This is a genomic window from Agrobacterium sp. LY4, from assembly GCF_001526585.1.
GTDB lineage: Bacteria > Pseudomonadota > Alphaproteobacteria > Rhizobiales > Rhizobiaceae > Agrobacterium > Agrobacterium leguminum.
The window spans coordinates 24,383-43,060 of sequence record NZ_ASYA01000020.1 but is presented as its reverse complement, the minus strand read 5'-3'; the positions used below and the strand labels follow the sequence as shown (position 1 = coordinate 43,060).

Annotated in this window: 14 protein-coding genes and 1 pseudogene; 8 read left to right on the top strand and 7 right to left on the bottom strand. The window is 60.3% G+C overall.

Translation table 11 applies throughout. The annotated features are described in order from the left end of the window. Positions 1-5: 5 nt before the first annotated feature. The gene (locus L904_RS17100) at positions 6-1,475 is read right to left on the bottom strand and encodes a glycosyl transferase family protein (RefSeq protein WP_035260547.1); all 1,470 of its coding nucleotides are present in this window, start codon (positions 1,473-1,475) and stop codon (positions 6-8) included. A 147-nt stretch (positions 1,476-1,622) separates the two neighbouring features. Between L904_RS17100 and L904_RS17095 the strand changes: the two genes are divergently transcribed. Beyond that, positions 1,623-3,731 (top strand): TonB-dependent siderophore receptor, encoded by a 2,109-nt coding sequence (locus tag L904_RS17095; protein ID WP_059762614.1) that lies wholly within the window; start codon positions 1,623-1,625, stop codon positions 3,729-3,731. A gap of 159 nt (positions 3,732-3,890) precedes the next feature. Beyond that, positions 3,891-4,346: a redox-sensitive transcriptional activator SoxR gene (gene soxR, locus L904_RS17090; RefSeq protein WP_003519761.1), complete on the top strand. Its 456-nt coding sequence runs from the start codon at positions 3,891-3,893 to the stop codon at positions 4,344-4,346. 30 nt (positions 4,347-4,376) lie between these two features. Here the strand turns inward: soxR and amyA are convergent, their stop codons facing one another. The 6 genes and pseudogenes from amyA to L904_RS17060 all read right to left on the bottom strand — a co-directional run bounded on the left by amyA (position 4,377) and on the right by L904_RS17060 (position 12,238). Further along, positions 4,377-5,864: an alpha-amylase gene (gene amyA, locus L904_RS17085; protein ID WP_035259975.1), complete on the bottom strand. Its 1,488-nt coding sequence runs from the start codon at positions 5,862-5,864 to the stop codon at positions 4,377-4,379. A gap of 111 nt (positions 5,865-5,975) precedes the next feature. Next, positions 5,976-7,709, bottom strand: a complete 1,734-nt coding sequence (locus tag L904_RS17080; protein WP_059762615.1) for a biotin carboxylase N-terminal domain-containing protein — start codon at positions 7,707-7,709, stop codon at positions 5,976-5,978. 17 nt (positions 7,710-7,726) lie between these two features. Beyond that, complete coding sequence (locus L904_RS17075; protein ID WP_035260446.1) at positions 7,727-9,322, bottom strand: 5-oxoprolinase/urea amidolyase family protein; 1,596 nt, start codon at positions 9,320-9,322, stop codon at positions 7,727-7,729. Positions 9,323-9,329: 7 nt separating this feature from the next. Further along, on the bottom strand, positions 9,330-10,139 hold the full coding sequence (locus L904_RS17070) for a putative hydro-lyase (protein WP_035260448.1): 810 nt from the start codon (positions 10,137-10,139) through the stop codon (positions 9,330-9,332). A gap of 116 nt (positions 10,140-10,255) precedes the next feature. After that, positions 10,256-10,863: pseudogene (locus L904_RS17065) on the bottom strand (LamB/YcsF family protein); the annotation flags it as partial. Between the two features lie 133 nt (positions 10,864-10,996). Beyond that, positions 10,997-12,238: an NRAMP family divalent metal transporter gene (locus tag L904_RS17060; protein WP_035260452.1), complete on the bottom strand. Its 1,242-nt coding sequence runs from the start codon at positions 12,236-12,238 to the stop codon at positions 10,997-10,999. A 266-nt stretch (positions 12,239-12,504) separates the two neighbouring features. On the opposite strand from L904_RS17060, the gene L904_RS17055 reads away from it, so the two are divergent. The 6 genes from L904_RS17055 to L904_RS17030 all read left to right on the top strand — a co-directional run bounded on the left by L904_RS17055 (position 12,505) and on the right by L904_RS17030 (position 18,674). Further along, on the top strand, positions 12,505-13,170 hold the full coding sequence (locus L904_RS17055) for a GntR family transcriptional regulator (RefSeq protein ID WP_035260455.1): 666 nt from the start codon (positions 12,505-12,507) through the stop codon (positions 13,168-13,170). A gap of 101 nt (positions 13,171-13,271) precedes the next feature. Beyond that, positions 13,272-13,859: an ANTAR domain-containing response regulator gene (locus L904_RS17050; RefSeq protein ID WP_035260459.1), complete on the top strand. Its 588-nt coding sequence runs from the start codon at positions 13,272-13,274 to the stop codon at positions 13,857-13,859. 34 nt (positions 13,860-13,893) lie between these two features. Continuing rightward, a complete protein-coding gene (locus tag L904_RS17045; protein WP_059758325.1) occupies positions 13,894-15,180 on the top strand; it encodes a CmpA/NrtA family ABC transporter substrate-binding protein in 1,287 nt (428 codons plus the stop codon). A 380-nt stretch (positions 15,181-15,560) separates the two neighbouring features. Continuing rightward, positions 15,561-16,853, top strand: a complete 1,293-nt coding sequence (locus tag L904_RS17040; protein WP_035263483.1) for a CmpA/NrtA family ABC transporter substrate-binding protein — start codon at positions 15,561-15,563, stop codon at positions 16,851-16,853. A 115-nt stretch (positions 16,854-16,968) separates the two neighbouring features. Continuing rightward, on the top strand, positions 16,969-17,862 hold the full coding sequence (ntrB, locus tag L904_RS17035; protein ID WP_035263481.1) for a nitrate ABC transporter permease: 894 nt from the start codon (positions 16,969-16,971) through the stop codon (positions 17,860-17,862). A 14-nt stretch (positions 17,863-17,876) separates the two neighbouring features. Continuing rightward, entirely contained in the window at positions 17,877-18,674 is a 798-nt protein-coding gene (locus L904_RS17030) for an ABC transporter ATP-binding protein (protein WP_035263479.1), read from the top strand. Positions 18,675-18,678 lie beyond the last annotated feature (4 nt).

Genomic DNA, 18,678 nt, shown 5'->3' with positions numbered 1-18,678 from the left:
CTTGATCAGGCGTTGACGAGATTGCGCGCCCTGTCGTTCCAGAGCCGAAGGCTGCGGGCATAGGCTTCCTCGAAGGGCAGAGCCATATCGTTGACCAGCATCAGCGCGATGGCGGTCGTGGAGATGATAATGGTTTCTGCCCTTTCGTCCCTTGCGGCACCCGTCCAGACCGCCCGCCAATATTCGAAGGTTGTGAACATGGTCGGCATTTCGGCGGGCGGCGTTTCGCGTGCGGGAACGATGAATTCTACATCCCTGCCCTTCGAAAGACCGAAAATCCGGGTGCTGCGAAACGGCGTGAATTGCGCGAAATCCCGCGTATTGCCGAGAATGGCGAGGTTTTCCACCGAAAGCAGCCGCGCCGTGTCCCGATGAAGTTCCTGATAGGACGGGCGGGCGACGCCGATGATCGTGCTTCTGGCGCGAAGCGGATTGAGAAGATGCACGACCGTGTTGAGCGGCAGGCGCATCTCCAGAATGCCGTACAGGCCGAGAAGGCTTTGAAACTGCAGGGACAGACCACCGATCGGCAGGTAGGCGATGCGTTCCGAGGCTGTGGCTTTCGCCGCCTGCGAAAGCGAGTGGCAAAGGGGGATGCCGCAGGCCTGTGCTGCAAGTTCAAGCTTGCCGCCGTTTTCTCCCTGCCCCACATGCCCGTGCAGCAGAACGCTGTACCCCGCCATGGCGACAAGACGGGCGGAATGGAGGAACCATGGCGCATCGCGATGTTTCGGCGACATATAAGCGGGCCAGTCGAGATCCGCCGATGCAGGCCCTTGCTGGTTCCTCTCTATATGTCGCCACATGGCTTCGATGAAACCGGCAAGCTCCGCCGCGGTCACGCCGCGATAATGCATGGTGGCGAGCAGCGCGCCTATCTGTATAGGGTCGGCGTCGCCATCGAGAATGATCGAGAGCGCATCCATCGCTTCCACCTGGCTGAGCGGGCGGCTGTTGCCGATGCCCATCGCCGAGGTTGCAATATATTTGGCAAGCCTCTGCTGCGGATCGGCATTGTGGCCGATACGCGCGAGACGGTCGGCGATGTTTTCCGGTGTCGGCTGACCTTCCAGAAGAACGCTGGGGCGAAGCGAAAGCGGCGGCGCCTTCATCAGCACAGGCCGCTCCCAGCCGCTTGCACTGGCGTTGGCCGGGGCGGCGGGTTTTTCCTGCGAATAGTCGATCAGGTTCTCGGCCTCCGCCGCCAGCGAACGAATGCGCAGCCGCATGTTTTCGGCAAAGGGGGTGGGACGCAGGCCCTGACCGGTGCGCAGAAAAAGCTGGTCGCCGTATCTTTCGCGCAGCTGCTGCAATATCCGGCTCATGGAAGATGTCGGCAGTCCCATGCCCGCCGCCGCGCGGCTGACGCTGCCTTCCCGCAACAACGCATCGAAAGCGACAAGTAGTTTCAGCAGCCCAAGCCTGTCTGGCCTTGTCGTGGAAGCGGGTTCATCTTTTCTCTTGCCGGTTGTCATCTTGCGATTTTTTTACTCCGCCGCTCGTCCGGGGAGCCCTTTTTGCAATTTCTGGAATTTAGAACTGTTCGAAAACAAACGCGTTGCGCCCGCACTCCCTCCTAAATAAGTGGGGTTAAATTCTCAAGTTAAATGCGGGGGCATAACATGGAATTGAAGTACCGCGGCCACGAAAAGTCCGCGACGATAATAAAGGCCGGTCTTTCGGCAGCAATGGCGGGAACGGCCCTTAGCATTGCTCTGCCCGTTTTTGCGCAGCAGGCGTCTGAGGGGAACACGGTTCTTCAGCAGATCGTCGTCACCGCATCCGGTTTCGAGCAGAATGTGAAGGACGCTCCGGCCAGCATCACGGTTGTGACGCGGGAAGATCTGGAAAAGGGGTCTTATCGCGATCTGACCGATGCCCTGCGGGAAGTTCAGGGTGTATCCGTCACCGGCATTGCCAATGAAAAGGATATTTTCATTCGCGGTTTGCCTGGTGCTTACACGCTGGTTCTGGTTGACGGCAAGCGGCAGAGTACGCGCGATGCCCGCACCAACGGCAATTCCGGCTTCGAACAGAGTTTCGTGCCGCCGGTTTCGGCGATCGAGCGTATCGAAGTGGTGCGCGGGCCGATGTCCTCGCTTTACGGTTCGGATGCCATGGGCGGTGTCATCAACATCATCACCCGCAAGGTCGGCGATGTCTGGTCAGGTTCCGTCACCACCGAGGGCACGGTTCAACAGCATTCCAAATTCGGCAATAGCGGCCAGGTCTCCTGGTACGCCAACGGACCGATCCTGAAGGACCAGCTCGGTCTGCAGCTCTGGGGCAGGGGTTTCACACGCGGCGAAGACCGTATTTTGAGCGGCACCACGGGCGCCAAGGAATATGATTTCAACGGTCGTCTGACGTTTACGCCGAACGAAGATCACGACATCTATCTCGAAGGCGGCAAGACGCGGCTGCGCCGCAGCGCCGAGCCCGGCGACACGCTGGCGGCGACGGACGCCAACGGCACCTACAATACCAATACGCGCGACCATTGGTCTTTGTCGCATACCGGCCGCTGGGGGCCGACCACATCCGAATTCTCGTTCCAGCAGGAATGGGCGGAGCGTACCAACTTCACCAGAAATATCCGCACCGGCCGCGTGACAGAAAACCCGCGCTCGCCGGAAGTGCGCAACACCGTTCTCGATGGCAAGTTCACGACGCCGTTCGAATTGTTCGGCAACCACACGCTGGTCACAGGCGGACAATATTTCGAGGCGCGGCTGACCGACCAGAACCCGGGACGCCGCACCGGCCGCGACGAGACATTTTCGGCGACGCAATGGGCGCTCTTCCTTGAGGATGAATGGCGCATTGTCGATAATTTTGCGCTGACGGGCGGTCTTCGTCTCGATAATCACGAGAAATACGGCAATCATTTCAGCCCGCGCCTTTATGGCGTCTGGAGCGCGACCGAGGAACTGACCATCAAGGGCGGCATCTCTACCGGTTTCCGCGCCCCGGAAATCCGCCAGATCGCACCGGGTTACGCCTATACGACGGGTGGTGGCGGTTGCACCTATGGCCCGAGCGGCACCTGCGGCGTGATCATCGGCGATCCCAACCTCGAGGCGGAAAAGAGCACGAGCTATGAAGTGGCTGCGCTTTGGGACAATGGCGACGTCGCTCTCGGCGCTACCTATTTCTATACCGATTTCAAGGACAAGATTTCCAACGCGCTGGTGCTCAATCCGGATGGAACGCCTGCCCGCTGGAGCGAAGACCGCAACTATCGTCTCTGGTACAATTACAACATCGATGATGCGGTCATTCAGGGCGTGGAACTGACGGCGACATGGTATGCGACGCCGGACCTGACGCTGCGCGGCAACTATACCTATACCCATTCCGAACAGAAAACCGGCGATTATGAAGGCTTCCCGCTGGCGCGCACGCCGGAACATATGGCCAATCTGCGCGGCGACTGGGTGACCCCAATCGACGGTCTGGAAGCCTGGGCCTCGCTGAATTACCACGGATCGGAAATCAATGCCGGCCCACGCATCGGCACCAACGGCACGCCTGTGACGATCAACGGCAAGGCCGGGCGTAAATATGACGCCTACACGACCCTCGATATCGGCGCGAAATATGCGGTTGCCGAAAATGTCGATCTCAATGCCGCCATTTATAATGTCTTCGACAAGGATGTCGGCACCGACGATTTCAACACCGTCATGGAAGGCCGCCGTTTCTGGATCAGCATGACAGCGAAGTTCTGATCCGTGGCCACATTCACGAAATTTGGAGGCGCCTTTGGGCGCCTCTTTTTTTTGGGCTATCGCCTATTGACCTCAACTATGGTTGAGGAATTATACCGGCTGCTCTTTACTATGTTTCCGCGTTTCCGAGCGGAAATCGTGACGGAAGCAGGAGCCAGAATGGAAAATACCGTATTCAAGCACAGCCTGACGGTTGGGGAGGTTGCCCGCCGCAGCGGCATCGCCGTGTCCACCATCCATTTTTATGAGGCGAAGGGGCTGATTGAAGGTTGGCGAACCGCCGGTAACCAGCGTCGTTATCATCGCGCGGTCCTGCGGCGTATCGCCATCATCCGCATCGCGCAGCGGGCGGGTATACAGCTCAGCATCATCAGGGATGCGATGGCCGATCTGCCGCAGGATCGGGTGGCAACGACGGCCGATTGGCGCAGGTTTTCCCAATCCTGGCGGGAAATGCTGCAGCTTCGCATCAACAGCCTGATCATGCTGCGCGATCAGCTTACCGGCTGTATCGGTTGCGGGTGTCTTTCGCTGGATGATTGTCCGTTGCGCAATCCGAACGATGTTCTGGCCGATGACGGCGCAGGTCCGCGCCGCCTCGTTTCTGCGGAATGAACGGGATTTCCGAACCGGAACGGTTGTTCCTCACTCGGAATCGGCGGCAACCCAGACGCTGACGCTGCCGCCATTGGTGGGAAAGACGCCCTTGCCGCTCTCATCGAGGGTAATCCGTTCTTCACGGTGCCCGAGAAAGTCATGCCAGACCGCCCTGGCGTGATCGGGACCGAGATCGATCTGCTTTTCCGCCGGCTCGCCGTTCGACATCACCACCACGCAGCCCGGCGCATCGGCAGTGCCGTGGCGAATAAAGGCGATGCAGCTTGCATCGTCGAGAATATCCGTCTGGGCTCCGTTGGCGAAACGGCTGCGGGCTTCGATGAGCTTCGGCAGGCATTCAATGGCGGGCATATCGATTTTATATTCGTTGCCGTCATTGCCGGTGTCGGTATAGCTCGTGCCGAACAGATCGGGATAAAAGACACAGGGCACACCTTCTTCGCGCAGCAGGATGATCGCATAGGCAAGAGGTTTGAACCAGGGTTCCACCGGCGCTTCCAGCGATTGCAGCGGCTGCGTGTCGTGATTGTCGACCAGCGTGACGGCATGGTCGGGAACGGCGGACACAAGCGAACCATCGAAGATGCTGCGCATATCGAAATCGCCGCCCTGTTTCGAGGCGTCGTGGAAGCTGTGATGAAGCGCGACATCGAAAAGCATCAGCTGCTTATCGACGAGTTCGAGATAGCTTCTCAGCGCCTCGAGATCGGGGTGCCAATATTCCGCCACGACGAAAAGATCGGGATCGACCGTTTCGCGCATATGGCCGACCCAGTCGCGGAAGAACCAGGCCGGAATATGTTTGGCGGCATCGAGACGGAAGCCATCGACCTGCACCTGCTCGGAGAGCCAGCGGCCCCAATATTTGAGCTCTTCGTAAACCGCCCGGTTCCTGAACTCGACATCGGCACCCATCAGATAATCGAAATTGCCGTTTTCCTGATCGACTTCCTCATTCCATTCCCCATCGCCATACTCATTGACGAGGCGGAATATACCGTCTTCGGTCGGCTCTTCGATGTGGTCGACACCGCTGAAGCACTTCAGGTCCCAGATGAATTTGGAGTGTTTGCCGTTGCGGCCGGGAAAGGTGAAGCGGGTAAAGGCCAGCGCCTGAAAGTCCTCATCGTCGATTTCGGTACGGTCTTCGGGATTGACGCGGCGAACCCGTACCTTTTCCTTTTCATCCGCACCCATCTTGTGATTGAGAACCACGTCATGAATGACGCGGATGCCGTTTTCCTTCAGCGTCCGGCCCGCATGTTCGAGGGCGGCGCGATCGCCATATTTGGTGGCGACGGTGCCCTTCTGGTCGAATTCACCGAGATCGAAAAGATCGTAGGTATCGTAACCGACCGAATAACCGCCGGCAGCACCCTTATAGGCGGGCGGCAGCCAGATATCGGTGATGCCCATTTTCGCAAGGCTTTCGGCCTTTTCGGCTACCTCGCTCCATAATTTCCCTCCGTCCGGATAATACCAATGGAAGAACTGAAGCAAGGTGCGTCCGGCCATATTTCCCTCACAGTCGTTAGCAGGTCGCGCCATAAACGGCCCGGCGGCGAAAGGGTTCCGCCGCCGGCCATGCGCGATCTGCAATTGTGAGGCCGGTGGCCTGTCCGTATATTAGCCGGCTATCTCGAGAAGGGCTGCGCCCGCCTGCAGATAGTCGCCTTCCTTGACAATGAGGCGGACTTTGCCCGCCTTGGTGGCGACAATCTGCGTCTCCATCTTCATGGCTTCCATGACGGCCAGAAGATCGCCTTGCGACACCGCATCACCGTCTTTTACCTTGAAGGATTGCAGGGTGCCGGAAACCGGGGCGGTGATTTCGCCTTCCTTTTCCTTGGGGGCGGCGGTGCCGGGAACAGCCCCGCTGTTGCCGCTAACCGCACCGAGGCTGGAGAGCAGTAGGCTGGGCAGACCGACCGATACACGCTTGCCGTCGATTTCCAGAAAAGTGCGGGTGACGGAAGGGTCGTCGGCCGGTGCCGGGCGCTCCATGGCATCCGGCATGGCGGCGAAATCGGTCTCGATCCAGCGGGTGTGAACCTTGAAACCGTCGGTGCCGACGAAGTCTTCGGTTTCGATTGCGGCCCGATGGAAGGGCAGCACCGTGGCGATGCCTTCGATACGGAATTCCTTCAGCGCGCGGCGGGCGCGGCGCAGAACCTGATCGCGGTCGGCACCGGTTACGATCAGCTTCGCCATCAGCGAGTCGAACACACCCGGCACGCTGGAGCCGCTGACGACGCCGCTATCCACGCGAATGCCGGGACCGGAGGGTGCGTCGAAAAGCGAGATTGAGCCGGGGGTCGGCAGGAAGCCTCGGCCGGAATCTTCGGCATTGATGCGGAATTCCATCGAATGGCCACGCGGTTCCGGCGTTTCGAGAACCCGCAGCTTTTGGCCTTCAGCAATACGGAACTGCTCGATGACGAGATCGATACCGGTGGTTTCTTCGGTAACGGGATGTTCCACCTGCAGGCGCGTATTGACCTCGAGGAAAGAAATCGTGCCATCGACGCCGAGCAGGAATTCGACCGTGCCGGCGCCGGAATAACCGGCAGCGGCGCAGATAGCTTTTGCAGCCGCATGGATTTTCTGCCGCTGTTCGGCGGAGAGGAACGGGGCGGGAGCCTCTTCGATCAGCTTCTGGTTCCGGCGCTGCAGCGAACAATCGCGGGTGCCAAGGACGAGCACATTGCCATGCTTGTCGGCCAGAACCTGCGCCTCGATATGGCGCGGCCGGTCGAGGAAGCGCTCAAGGAAACACTCGCCGCGGCCAAAGGCGGCCGTTGCCTCGCGCACGGCGGATTCGTAGAGATCGGCGATCTCTTCCATCTTCCACGCAACCTTCAGACCGCGACCGCCGCCGCCATGGGCCGCCTTGATGGCGACGGGCAGGCCGTGTTCTTCGGCGAAGGCCGTGACTTCGGCAGCGGAAGAAACCGGGCCGTCACTGCCGGCGACCAGCGGTGCGCCGACGCCGGTGGCAATGCGCCGTGCCTCTACCTTGTCGCCCAGTGCCTCGATGACGTGCGGGTCGGGGCCGATCCAGATGAGGCCGGCATCGAGAACGGCACGCGCAAATTCGGCGCGTTCGGACAGGAAACCGTAACCGGGATGAATGGCATCCGCGCCGGCGCGTTTGGCAATCGCAATCAGCTTGGCGATATCGAGATAGGTCTCGGCCGGCCGCACGCCCTCCAGCGCATAGGCCTCATCCGCGAGCCGGACGAAGAGCGCATCCTGATCGGGATCGGCATAAACGGCGACCGATTGCAGGCCGTAATCGCGACATGCGCGGATGATGCGCACCGCGATCTCGCCGCGATTGGCAATCAGCACTTTTTTCATCGCTCTTCTCCTCGGAATTATGTGTTCTTGGCCGCGATTTCGGCGAAGGGGCCGATCGGGCGGAATTTGATTTTGGCGTTCACCGGGATCTGCCCGGCAAGATCGAGATGATATTCGGCGACAGCGCCGATGACGGGATAACCGCCCGTCAGCGGATGGTCGGCAAGGAAGAGAACCGGCTGGCCGCTATGGGGAATCTGGATCGCCCCGGTCGCCGTGCCTTCGCTCGGCAATTCGGCGCTGTCCTTGCGCTCCACCGGCACGTCGCCGGCAAGGCGGATGCCGACCCGGTTCGATTGCGGGGTGACCTGCCAGAGCTGGCCGGTCAGCGTCTCGATGCCCTTTTGCGTGAACCAGTCCGTTCGCGGTCCGAGAACGACGTCCAGCGTGACGACCTCGCCGGTTGCCGGCGCTTCGAAGGCCTGAACCTCATCGATCGATACGCTGGAAAGGCCGCTCTTCTCGCCCTTAAGCGGCAGGATGGCGCCTCCACCCACCGGCTCTGGGCCGACGACAGCCAGTGTATCCGTTGCGAAACTGCCCAGCACGGGCTCGACATCGAAGCCGCCGCGCACCGCAAGATAACAGCGCATGCCCTTCGGCGGCTGGCCGAAAGTGACCACATCACCGGGTTCGAGCGACACCGGGCCATGGGTCTTTGCTGCGAAGCTGCGATCCGTTGTGGTGATGGTGACGGGGCAGGGCGCTCCTGCAACGCCGATGACGGCACGGCTCGTGCTCCGGAAGGAAAATCCGCCGAGCGTCAGTTCGAGACAGGGCGTGTTGACGGGGTTGCCGACTATGCGGTTTGCGGCATTGAACGCGCCGCGATCCAGTGCGCCGGAGGCCGAAACGCCCTGACCGGTCTGGCCGAAGCGGCCGAGATCCTGGAAGATGGCGGGCATGGGGGCTGCGAGCACCTCGAAATGCGGTCCTGCTTTTGCCCGGTCTTTCCCGGCGCTGCGCGGTGCCGAGACGGGGATGTCGACCGTTTTGCCGGCCTTGTCCATGTCGAAGAAACGCACCCGGTAACCCGGCTGAAAAAGTGCACCGGGATCGCGGTCTATATCCCACATCTTGACCGGCGTGGTGCCGATGATCTGCCAGCCGCCGGGGCTGTTTTGCGGATAGACGCCGCTGAAGGCGCCGGCCAGCGCCACTGAACCAGCCGGAATGCGGGTGCGCGGGCTTTGCCGGCGCGGCACATGCAGCGCCGGATCGCCGCCGACCAGATAACCGAAGCCGGGAGCGAAACCGCAAAAGGCCACGGTGAATTCGCTTTCGGTGTGGCGGCGGATGACCTCTTCGACGCTCATGCCGGTCAGTTCGGCAACATCGGCGAGGTCCTCACCATTGTAGTGGACGGGGATTTCCACGAGATTGTCCGAAGGCGCTATTTTCGCGGAAAGATCACGGCTTGCCAGCCGCGCGGCCAGCGCTTCGGCACCGATCTTTTCAGGGCGAAAGCGGATCATCAGGGTGCGGGCAGCCGGCACCGTCTCTTCGATACCTTCCACCGGATCGTTCTGAAGCGAGGCGAAAAGCGCCAGCGTTTCATCGAGATCGGCGAGTTCGACAAGAATGGTGGTGAGGCTGACGGGGAGAAAACGCATCATGTCCTCACGCGTGATAGGCTGAATCGGGAATATCGGTGATGAACATGTGCCCCGGTGCATGGGTGATCGCAAAGGGCACGCCAGACGCCATCACGGCGGCCTGGGGTGTGACGCCGCAGGCCCAGAACACCGGAACCTCGCCCGGCTCGATCCGTACCGCGTCACCGAAGTCGGGTTTTGCAAGATCGGTAATGCCGATCTCCTCCGGTGCGCCGACATGCACGGGTGACCCGTGCACGGCCGGAAAACGCCCGGAAATCGTCGCGGCATCGGCGACGCGCGACGCCGGGATCGGTCGCATGGAAACGACCATATTGCCCTTCAGTCGACCGGCCGGGCGGCAGGGCCGGTTGGTGAGATACATCGGCACATTGCTCTTGTCGGTCATGTGGCGGATTTCGATGCCCGCTTCCACCATCGGCGTTTCGAAGGTGAAACTGCAGCCGATCAGGAAGGCGACAAGATCGTCACGCTCCGCCCAGGCGGCGGTGGCGTCAGCCGTTTCCTCGACGAGCTTGCCGTCCCGCCAGATGCGGTAGAGCGGCAGGTCGGTTCTGAGATCGGCGCCGGGTGCCAGAAGCGTGGTGGGCGAACCGGGATCGGAGACATCCAGCACCGGGCAAGGTTTGGGATTGCGCTGCGCGTAAAGCAGGAAATCGAAGGCCCAGTCGCGCGGCAGCACAATCATGTTCGCCTGCGTGAAGCCGGGTGCAATGCCGGAAGTTGGGGCGACGAGGCCGTCGCGATAGGTCGCACGGGCCTGGCGCGCGGCTTCGGCGTCCGTGTGGTTGAGATAGGATGTCGGTATCGTCATCGGCTATCCTTTCAGCGATCGGATGCGAAAGAGCGGATGTCGATACCATCAGCCTCGAAACGGCGGCGGATTTCCTGGGCAATGGCGACGGCACCGGGGCTGTCGCCGTGCACGCAGATGGATTGCGCTTCGATCTTTATGATGCTGCCATCGATGGCCTCAGCGTGCCTTCGCGGGCAAGCTGCACCATACGGTCGGCGATTTTGGCCGCGTCGTGCAGCACGGCACCGGCTTCGCGGCGGGAGACGAGCTGGCCCTGAGGCGTATAGGCGCGATCCGCGAAAGCTTCTGCGACAACGGCAAGGCCTGCTTTACGAGCAAGATCGAGGATAGGCGCGTTCGCAAGACCCATCAGCACCAGCGAAGGATCGATGGCCTTGATGCCGTCAATGACCGCCTGCCCCTGTTTCGCGTCATTGGCGATGCGGTTGTAAAGCGCGCCATGCGGCTTGACGTAACGCACCGTTGTGCCGGCAGAGGCGGCGACGCCTTTCAGTGCGCCGATCTGGTAGATGACATCGGCGATCAGTTCTTCCGAGGTCGTGTCCAGATCGCGGCGGCCGAAGCCGACGCGGTCCGGATAGGAGACATGGGCGCCGACGATCACGCCCTTCTCGGCGGCGGCCTTGACGGTGCGGTAGATACCGGCCGGATCGCCGGCATGAAATCCGCAGGCGATGTTTGCGCTGGAAACGATGGCGAGCATCGCCTCGTCGTCTCCCATGCGCCATGCGCCGTAACTTTCGCCAAGATCGCTGTTGAGATCGATAGCGGCCATGTTTGCCTCCCTTTAGAGCATTTCCAGCAAAAGTGCGTAGCGGTTTTGCGTCCGGAAAATGCGTAAAAACACTAGTTTATTACAGGCCGAGCAGGCCGAAGATGGTGCCGGCGGACTTGTAGCCCATGTACCATGTCAATGCGCAGGTCAGAACGCCAAGCACAAGCAGGATGCGCGGGTAACGATAGCCGCCCATCAGATCTTCGCGTTTCCATGCGGCGAACAGGAAGATGCTGAGGCCGATGGGCAGGATGAGGCCGTTCAGGCCGCCGACGAAGACCAGCATGGCGGCGGGCGGTGTGGTGATCAGCAGGTAGCAGACGAGCGAGACGGCGATGAAAACGATCGTCGCCATGTTGCGGGCGCGTTCGGTCATGTCCTGCTTGAAGACGGGCAGGAATGAAACGGAAGTATAGGCCGCGCCGATGACGCTGGTGATAGCCGCGGCCCAGAAGATGATGCCGAAGAGCCGGAAGCCGAGATCGCCTGCAGCCGAACGGAAGGCCTGTGCGGCAGGGTTGGCGGCCTGGCCCGACGTATCGATGATGACGCCGCTGGCGACGACGCCGAGAATGGCGAGGAACAGCACGTAGCGCATGACGCCGGTGACAGCGATGCCGGTTAGCGCCGCGCGGTTGACGGCAGGCAGGTTTTCGATGCCGACCATGCCCCGGTCCAGCAGCCGATGAGCGCCGGAATAGGTGATGTAGCCGCCGACCGTGCCGCCGACGATGGTGGTGATGGTTGCGAAATTGATCGTGTCCGGCAGGAAGGTCTGGCGGAAGGCGTCACCCACCGGCGGTGCGGAAACGAAGGCCACATAAAGCGTCAGCACGATCATCAGGATACCGGCGAAGATGATGAACCGGTCGACGGCAAGGCCTGCGCGTTTGGAAACGAAGATGGCGATGGAAAAGATCGCGCTGATGGCGCCGCCGATTTTCGGGTCCAGCCCGAAAATGGCGTTCAGGCCAAGGCCGGTGCCGCCAATATTGCCGATGTTGAAGAACAGGCCGCCGATGATGACGAGAATGGCCAGAAGATAACCGGAGCCGGGAATGGCGGCATTGGCAATATCGGATGCGCGCATGCGCGTCAGTGTCACGATACGCCAGATGTTGAGCTGGACGACGAAGTCGATGAGGATGGAGGCGAGGATGCCGAAGGCAAAGGCGGCACCGAGCTGGGTGGTGAATGTCGCCGTCTGCGTGATGAAGCCGGGACCGATGGCGGATGTCGCCATCAGGAAGATCGCACCCATCAGGGATGCGCGTTTTGACATTTTCATATCGGCAGTCGGGGTGAGCTTTTTCTGCTCCATGGATTTTCTCCGCTCCTGTCGCAATCCGCCCCTCGCGGATGCTTTATGCCGCCGATCTTGTCGTGTTCTGCGAAATTGTCAACTTTGTTCAACAATATAAAGTTATCGTTCTTTCATTTTGTCCATTTGTTGGACGTAATGAGCAGGATTTAATCACGTTTTTTTCGTGCTTTGCTAATGCTTTGTGCTATGGGCAATCATGCCGTGTCCGAACATGCCTGTCACGGAATTCCCGATGCTGCATTGCTCTTAAGGAAAGGAGCGCCATGACCGAAACGATAGAGGGTCTGCCGCTTGCGGATCGATTGGCCAAGGGTATTCGCACCCTGCTGATCTCCGGCGAGTTGATGCCGGGACAGCGTTTATCGGAGGCAGCCTTCAGCGAGCGCTTTGATGTCTCTCGCAATTCCCTGCGCGAAGCCTTCCGTCTGCTGACAAAGGATGGACTCTTGCGCCACGAGGCCAATCGCGGGGTTTTCGTTGCTGTTCCCACGATGGCATCCGTGATCGACATCTATCGCGTGCGACGCATGGTGGAATGCGGCGCACTTCGCCAGGCCTGGCACAAGCATCCCGCAATCAAGACGATGCGGGCAGCGGTCGAGGATGCCAAGGTCAAGCGTGAAGATGCCGACTGGCTGGGTGTGGGCAGCGCCAACATGAAATTTCACGCCGCCGTCGTCGATCTTCTCGACAGCGCCCGCCTCAGCGATTTTTACGAGCGTATCGCCGCTGAACTCAGGCTTTGTTTCGGCTTGCTGAAAGATCCCGAACAGCTTCATTCCCCCTTCGTGGACATGAACAGCAAGATCCTGTCGCTGATGGAAGAAGGTAAGGCGCAAGAGGCCGGCGACGAGATGGAAATTTATCTCAATCTGTCCGAGCGGACGGTTCTGAAGGCGCTTGAACGCGCTGTCGAGCACGCTTCCTGACATGACGGGCGGCAGGGCAGGAAACGACCCTTGCCGCTCCCGCCATTTTTTGCAGCCGCAGCCGATTGCCAAGTTTGCTGCGCTGCGTCATCAATGCTGACATGACGCTTCGCGACCTGACCATTCTCGTTATCGACGAAAACGCGATCCGCGCCTCCATCATCGAGGAGGGGCTGCGCGAGGCCGGCTATCATCGTGTCACCGTCATCCATGAGGTGAACGGGGTGGCGCGCACCATCGAGACGCTGCAGCCCGATGTCATCTTCATCGATCTCGAAAACCCCAACCGTGACATGATGGAGCATCTGTTCCAGCTTACCCGCACGGTCGGGCGGCCGATCGCCATGTTTGTCGATCGTTCCGATACCGCGTCCATTGAGGCGGCCGTCGAGGCGGGCGTTTCCGCCTATGTGGTGGACGGGCTGAAGAAGGAGCGGGTCAAGCCCATTCTCGATATGGCGGTCAGCCGCTTCAATGCCTTCAGCCGTCTGCAGCAGGAACTTGCCGAAGCGAAATCGGCGCTTGAGGAACGCAAGGTCATCGAGCGTGCCAAGGGCATTCTGATGAAGATGCGCGGCCTTTCCGAAGAGGAGGCCTTTGCGCTTTTGCGGCAAACGGCGATGAACGAGAAGAAGAAGATTTCCGAGATCGCGCAAAGCGTGGTCACCGCGGCCGGTTTGTTGATGTGACGAACCGCCGGTCGGACAGTGTGGAGTGAATGATATGGCGGCACCGGAAAAAACGGCCGGATCAGACAGCGGAGTAACGCAAGCACCGGCAATCGTCGGCAGCGACCGGCAGAAAATCCTGCGCGCTGGCTTTATTCCCCTTGTCGACGCATCCGTCCTGATTGCTGCGGCCGAATTCGGTTTCGCAGAACGCGAAGGCCTTTCGCTCGATCTCGTCAAGGATGTTTCCTGGGCGAATGTGCGCGACCGCCTGGCGTTTCGGCAATTCGATATCGCCCACATGCTGTCGCCAATGCCCGTCGCCTCCATGCTCGGGCTTGGCTCAAATCCGTCGCCGACCATCACGCCTTTTTCACTCGGACGCGGCGGCAATGCGATCACGCTTTCGACCCGGCTGTTTGCACGGATGAAGGCTTTGACCGGGCTTTCCGAAACGGCGGGAGCGCTCGAAAATGCCGAGGCGTTGAAGCGGGTGCTCGATGATATGCGCGCCCGCGGCGAACCGCCGCCGACGCTTGGCATGACCTATCCGTTTTCATCGCATAATTACGAGTTTCGCTACTGGCTTGCCGCCGGCGGCATTCACCCCGATCACGATGTCAAGCTTGTGGTGGTGCCGCCGCCATTGACCTCGGATGCGCTTGCCGCAGGGGCCATTGACGGTTTCTGCGTCGGAGCGCCGTGGAACATCGTCGCCGCCGAGCGCGGTGTCGGTCGCATCGTTGCGGCCAAGCAGGATTTGTGGCCTTCCGCACCGGAAAAGGTCATCGGCATGCGACCCGACTGGGCGGAAAACCAGCAGGAAACGGTCGGACGGCTGCTGACGGCGCTCGATGCCGCCGCGCGCTGGTGCGACCTTGCCGAAAATCACGATGATCTCAGCGCAGCCCTTGCCGATCCCCGCTATATCGGCGCACCGGAAGGCATCATCCGCCGTGTGCTTGCTGGTGAATTCAGTATCGACAGCCAGGGCAACCGCCGGGTGATCGACAATTATTTCATCTTCCACGGCGGTCACGCCAATTATCCGCGCCAGAGCCAGGCATTGTGGATTTACAGCCAGATGATCCGCTGGGGGCAGGCCGAGTTTTCACAGGCCGGTGTGGAGGCCGCCCTGTCTGCCTACCGGCCGGATATTTATCGGGCGGCGCTGGGCGACGCCAATGCACCTGATGATGCCGATATCCGCATCGAAGGGCAGGAAGAGCAGGACCGTTTCGTGGATGGCCTCGTATTCGATCCCGCCGACATTACAGGCTACGTAAACGCCTTTTCCGTGCGCACCGCCGCACCGTTTTCTCCGACTTCAGGCGAGACGTAAGCGGCGTCATGCTTTACAGGCTGCGCAAATTTCAAGCGCAGGATTCTTCTCTTTGCACAAATGGAAGACAGAAAACGCGCTGGTTAAAATTTAATCAGTAGATCGATTTTCAAAAATACTCTTTTATTTTCAATAATATAATCTTTCTTTTATAAACTGGCACGCCTCTTGCTTCTTGTTTTTTGCACCGGTCAACGGCGATCGGGGCAAGCAAGGCGCGGCATAGGCGCTTTCACAAGACACAGACGTCGCAAGGTTTTGCTGCCCGGAACACCTCCCGTTCCGCAGGCGCAAGCACCGAGCGGCGTTTTTTTATTTTCAGGTTTTTTCGCAAGCGAAAACGTCACCCGCCGAGGTGGCCCAATAAGGGGAACATGCGAATGAAAAAGATATTCTCCGGCGATGTCAGCCGCCGCACGATACTGAAGACGACAGCCACCGCCGCCCTTGTCAGCGCCGTGCGCGTGGCCTTTCCGTCCGGTGCTTTCGCAGCCACCGCTGAGCCAGAAGTGAAAGGCGCGAAAATCGGTTTTATCGCGCTCACCGATGCCGCCCCGCTCATCATTGCGGCGGAAAAGGGCCTGTTCGCCAAACACGGCATGCCGGATGTCGAGGTTCTGAAACAGGCCTCCTGGGGTGCGACGCGCGACAATCTCGTGCTTGGCGGCGCATCGAACGGCATCGATGGCGCACACATCCTGACGCCGATGCCCTATCTCATGCATACCGGCAAGGTGACCCAGAACAATGTGCCGGTGCCGATGACCATCCTCGCCCGCCTCAACCTCGACAGTCAGGGCATTTCCGTCGCCAAGGAATATGCCGAAACCGGCGTTCAGCTGGATGCCTCCAAGCTGAAGGCGGCTTTCGAGAAAAAGAAGGCCGAAGGCAAGGAAATCAAGGCCGCCATGACCTTCCCCGGCGGCACGCATGATCTCTGGATTCGCTACTGGCTTGCCGCCGGCGGCATCGATCCGGACAAGGACGTCTCCACCATCGTCGTTCCGCCGCCGCAGATGGTCGCCAATATGAAGGTCGGCAATATGGACGTCTTCTGTGTGGGCGAACCCTGGAACGAGCAGCTCGTCAATCAGGGCATCGGTTTCACCGCCTGTACCACTGGCGAACTCTGGAAGGGCCATCCGGAAAAGGCGCTCGGCATGCGTGCGGACTGGGTGGAGAAGAACCCCAACGCCACCAAGGCGCTGCTGATGGCCGTGATGGAGGCGCAGCAATGGTGCGATGAAATGGCGAACAAGGAAGAAATGTCCACCATCCTCGGCAAACGCCAATGGTTCAACGTGCCGCCGAAGGACGTGCTTGGTCGCCTGAAGGGCAATATCAATTACGGCAACGGGCGTGTGCTCGAAAATACCGGCCTGCAGATGAAGTTCTGGCAGGACCATGCCTCCTATCCCTTCCGCAGCCACGACAGCTGGTTCATCGCGGAAAATATCCGCTGGGGCAAATTCGCGCCCGATACGGATGTGAAGGCGCTGGTGGAGAAGGTGAACCGCGAGGATATCTGGCGCGCGGCGGCCAAGGATCTCGGCGTCGCCGATCTTCCCGCCTCCACCTCGCGTGGCAAGGAAACCTTCTTCGACGGCAAGGTCTTCGACCCGGAAAATCCGTCGGCCTATCTCGAAAGCCTGTCCATCAAGGCGGCCTCCTGAGGAGGAGACCCGGGGTGTCGCCCCTCATCTGCCAGATGCGCTGCCCAACCGGCGCGACTGAAGACCGGATGAGGGGCGAACCCCAGACCGCAACCGAAATCAAGAGGAAACGCCCATGTCCGCATTGGCCCGAAAATTCAACGAAGAGCCGCAGCAGCCGGTAGCGCAGAAGGCAAACGTCGTGTCGCTTGCGCCGAAACAGTCGCCGCGGATCGATCTGCGCAAATGGGGTGCGGCGGCGGCCCGCAACATCGTACCGCCGTTCATCGTTCTCGCCATTCTGCTGGGCGTCTGGCAATTGCTCTGTTCCGCCCCCGGCTCATCGCTGCCGCCCCCGAGCCAGGTTTTCGAGGAGAGCTACGATCTCATCGTATCGCCGTTCTTCCATAACGGTTCGCAGGATATCGGCCTTGGCTGGCGCGTTCTGGTCTCGCTGGAGCGTGTGGCTTACGGTTTCGGCCTCGCCGCCATTGCCGGCATCATTCTCGGCGCTGTCATCGGTCAGTCGGTCTGGGCCATGCGCGGTCTCGATCCGATCTTCCAGGTGCTGCGCACCGTACCGCCGCTTGCCTGGCTGCCGCTTTCGCTGGCCGCCTTTCAGGACAGCAATCCTTCGGCCATTTTCGTGATCTTCATCACCTCCATTTGGCCGGTCATCATCAATACCGCAGTCGGCGTGCGCAATATTCCGCAGGATTACCGCAACGTGGCGCAGGTGCTGCGGCTCAACCAGCTGGAATTCTTCTTCAAGATCATGCTGCCTTCGGCGGCACCCTACATCTTCACCGGCCTGCGTATCGGTGTCGGCCTTTCTTGGCTCGCAATCGTCGCGGCGGAAATGCTGACCGGCGGCGTCGGTATCGGTTTCTTCATCTGGGATGCGTGGAACTCTTCGCGCCTGCCCGACATCATCGTGGCGCTCGTCTACATCGGCGTCGTCGGCTTCGTGCTCGACAAGCTGGTGGCGGCGCTCGGCAAGGTCATCACCCGCGGCGCTGCGGCGAACTGAAAGGGCGAACCATTATGAACGCTTATCTGAAGCTCGATCACATCGACAAATATTTCGACAAGGGCGGTTCGCGCGCCGAGGTGCTGAAAGGCATCAACCTCACCATCGAAAAAGGCGAATTCGTCTCCGTCATCGGCCATTCCGGTTGCGGCAAATCCACCATGCTCAATCTCATCGCCGGATTGACGAAAGTGTCTGCCGGCGCCGTTCTGCTCGAAAACCGCGAGGTCAACGAGCCGGGTCCGGAGCGTGCCGTCGTTTTCCAGAACCACAGCCTGCTGCCCTGGCTTTCGGTTTATGAAAACGTCAACCTCGCCGTCGAGAAGGTCTTCCGCAATAGCAAGACGCGGGCCGAGCGGCATGACTGGGTCATGCGCAATCTCGATCTCGTGCAGATGGCCCATGCCAAGGACAAGAAGCCTTCCGAAATTTCCGGCGGCATGAAGCAGCGTGTCGGCATTGCCCGCGCACTTGCCATGGAGCCGAAGATCCTGCTGCTGGACGAGCCCTTCGGTGCGCTGGACGCGCTGACCCGCGCCCATCTCCAGGATGCGGTGATGGAAATCCACGCCCGGCTCGGCAACACCATGGTCATGATCACCCATGATGTCGACGAGGCGGTGCTGCTCTCCGACCGTATCGTGATGATGACCAACGGTCCCGCCGCCCATATCGGCGAAGTGCTGGAGGTGCCGCTGGCACGCCCGCGCAACCGCATCGAGCTCGCATCCGATAAGACCTACCTCAAATGCCGCGAGGCCGTGCTGAAGTTCCTCTACGAACGTCACCGCTTCGTCGAAGCTGCGGAGTAACGCC

Excerpts from the sequence above, each read along its gene's own strand:
- L904_RS17050 (WP_035260459.1), top strand. The coding sequence starts at position 13,272 with ATGACGCTTCGCGACCTGACCATTCTCGTTATCGACGAAAACGCGATC.
- L904_RS17030 (WP_035263479.1), top strand. The coding sequence starts at position 17,877 with ATGAACGCTTATCTGAAGCTCGATCACATCGACAAATATTTCGACAAG.
- ntrB (WP_035263481.1), top strand. The coding sequence starts at position 16,969 with ATGTCCGCATTGGCCCGAAAATTCAACGAAGAGCCGCAGCAGCCGGTA.
- L904_RS17045 (WP_059758325.1), top strand. The coding sequence starts at position 13,894 with ATGGCGGCACCGGAAAAAACGGCCGGATCAGACAGCGGAGTAACGCAA.
- soxR (WP_003519761.1), top strand. The coding sequence starts at position 3,891 with ATGGAAAATACCGTATTCAAGCACAGCCTGACGGTTGGGGAGGTTGCC.
- L904_RS17095 (WP_059762614.1), top strand. The coding sequence starts at position 1,623 with ATGGAATTGAAGTACCGCGGCCACGAAAAGTCCGCGACGATAATAAAG.
- L904_RS17075 (WP_035260446.1), bottom strand. The coding sequence starts at position 9,322 with ATGCGTTTTCTCCCCGTCAGCCTCACCACCATTCTTGTCGAACTCGCC.
- L904_RS17100 (WP_035260547.1), bottom strand. The coding sequence starts at position 1,475 with ATGACAACCGGCAAGAGAAAAGATGAACCCGCTTCCACGACAAGGCCA.
- L904_RS17080 (WP_059762615.1), bottom strand. The coding sequence starts at position 7,709 with ATGAAAAAAGTGCTGATTGCCAATCGCGGCGAGATCGCGGTGCGCATC.
- amyA (WP_035259975.1), bottom strand. The coding sequence starts at position 5,864 with ATGGCCGGACGCACCTTGCTTCAGTTCTTCCATTGGTATTATCCGGAC.
- L904_RS17070 (WP_035260448.1), bottom strand. The coding sequence starts at position 10,139 with ATGACGATACCGACATCCTATCTCAACCACACGGACGCCGAAGCCGCG.
- L904_RS17060 (WP_035260452.1), bottom strand. The coding sequence starts at position 12,238 with ATGGAGCAGAAAAAGCTCACCCCGACTGCCGATATGAAAATGTCAAAA.
- L904_RS17040 (WP_035263483.1), top strand. The coding sequence starts at position 15,561 with ATGAAAAAGATATTCTCCGGCGATGTCAGCCGCCGCACGATACTGAAG.
- L904_RS17055 (WP_035260455.1), top strand. The coding sequence starts at position 12,505 with ATGACCGAAACGATAGAGGGTCTGCCGCTTGCGGATCGATTGGCCAAG.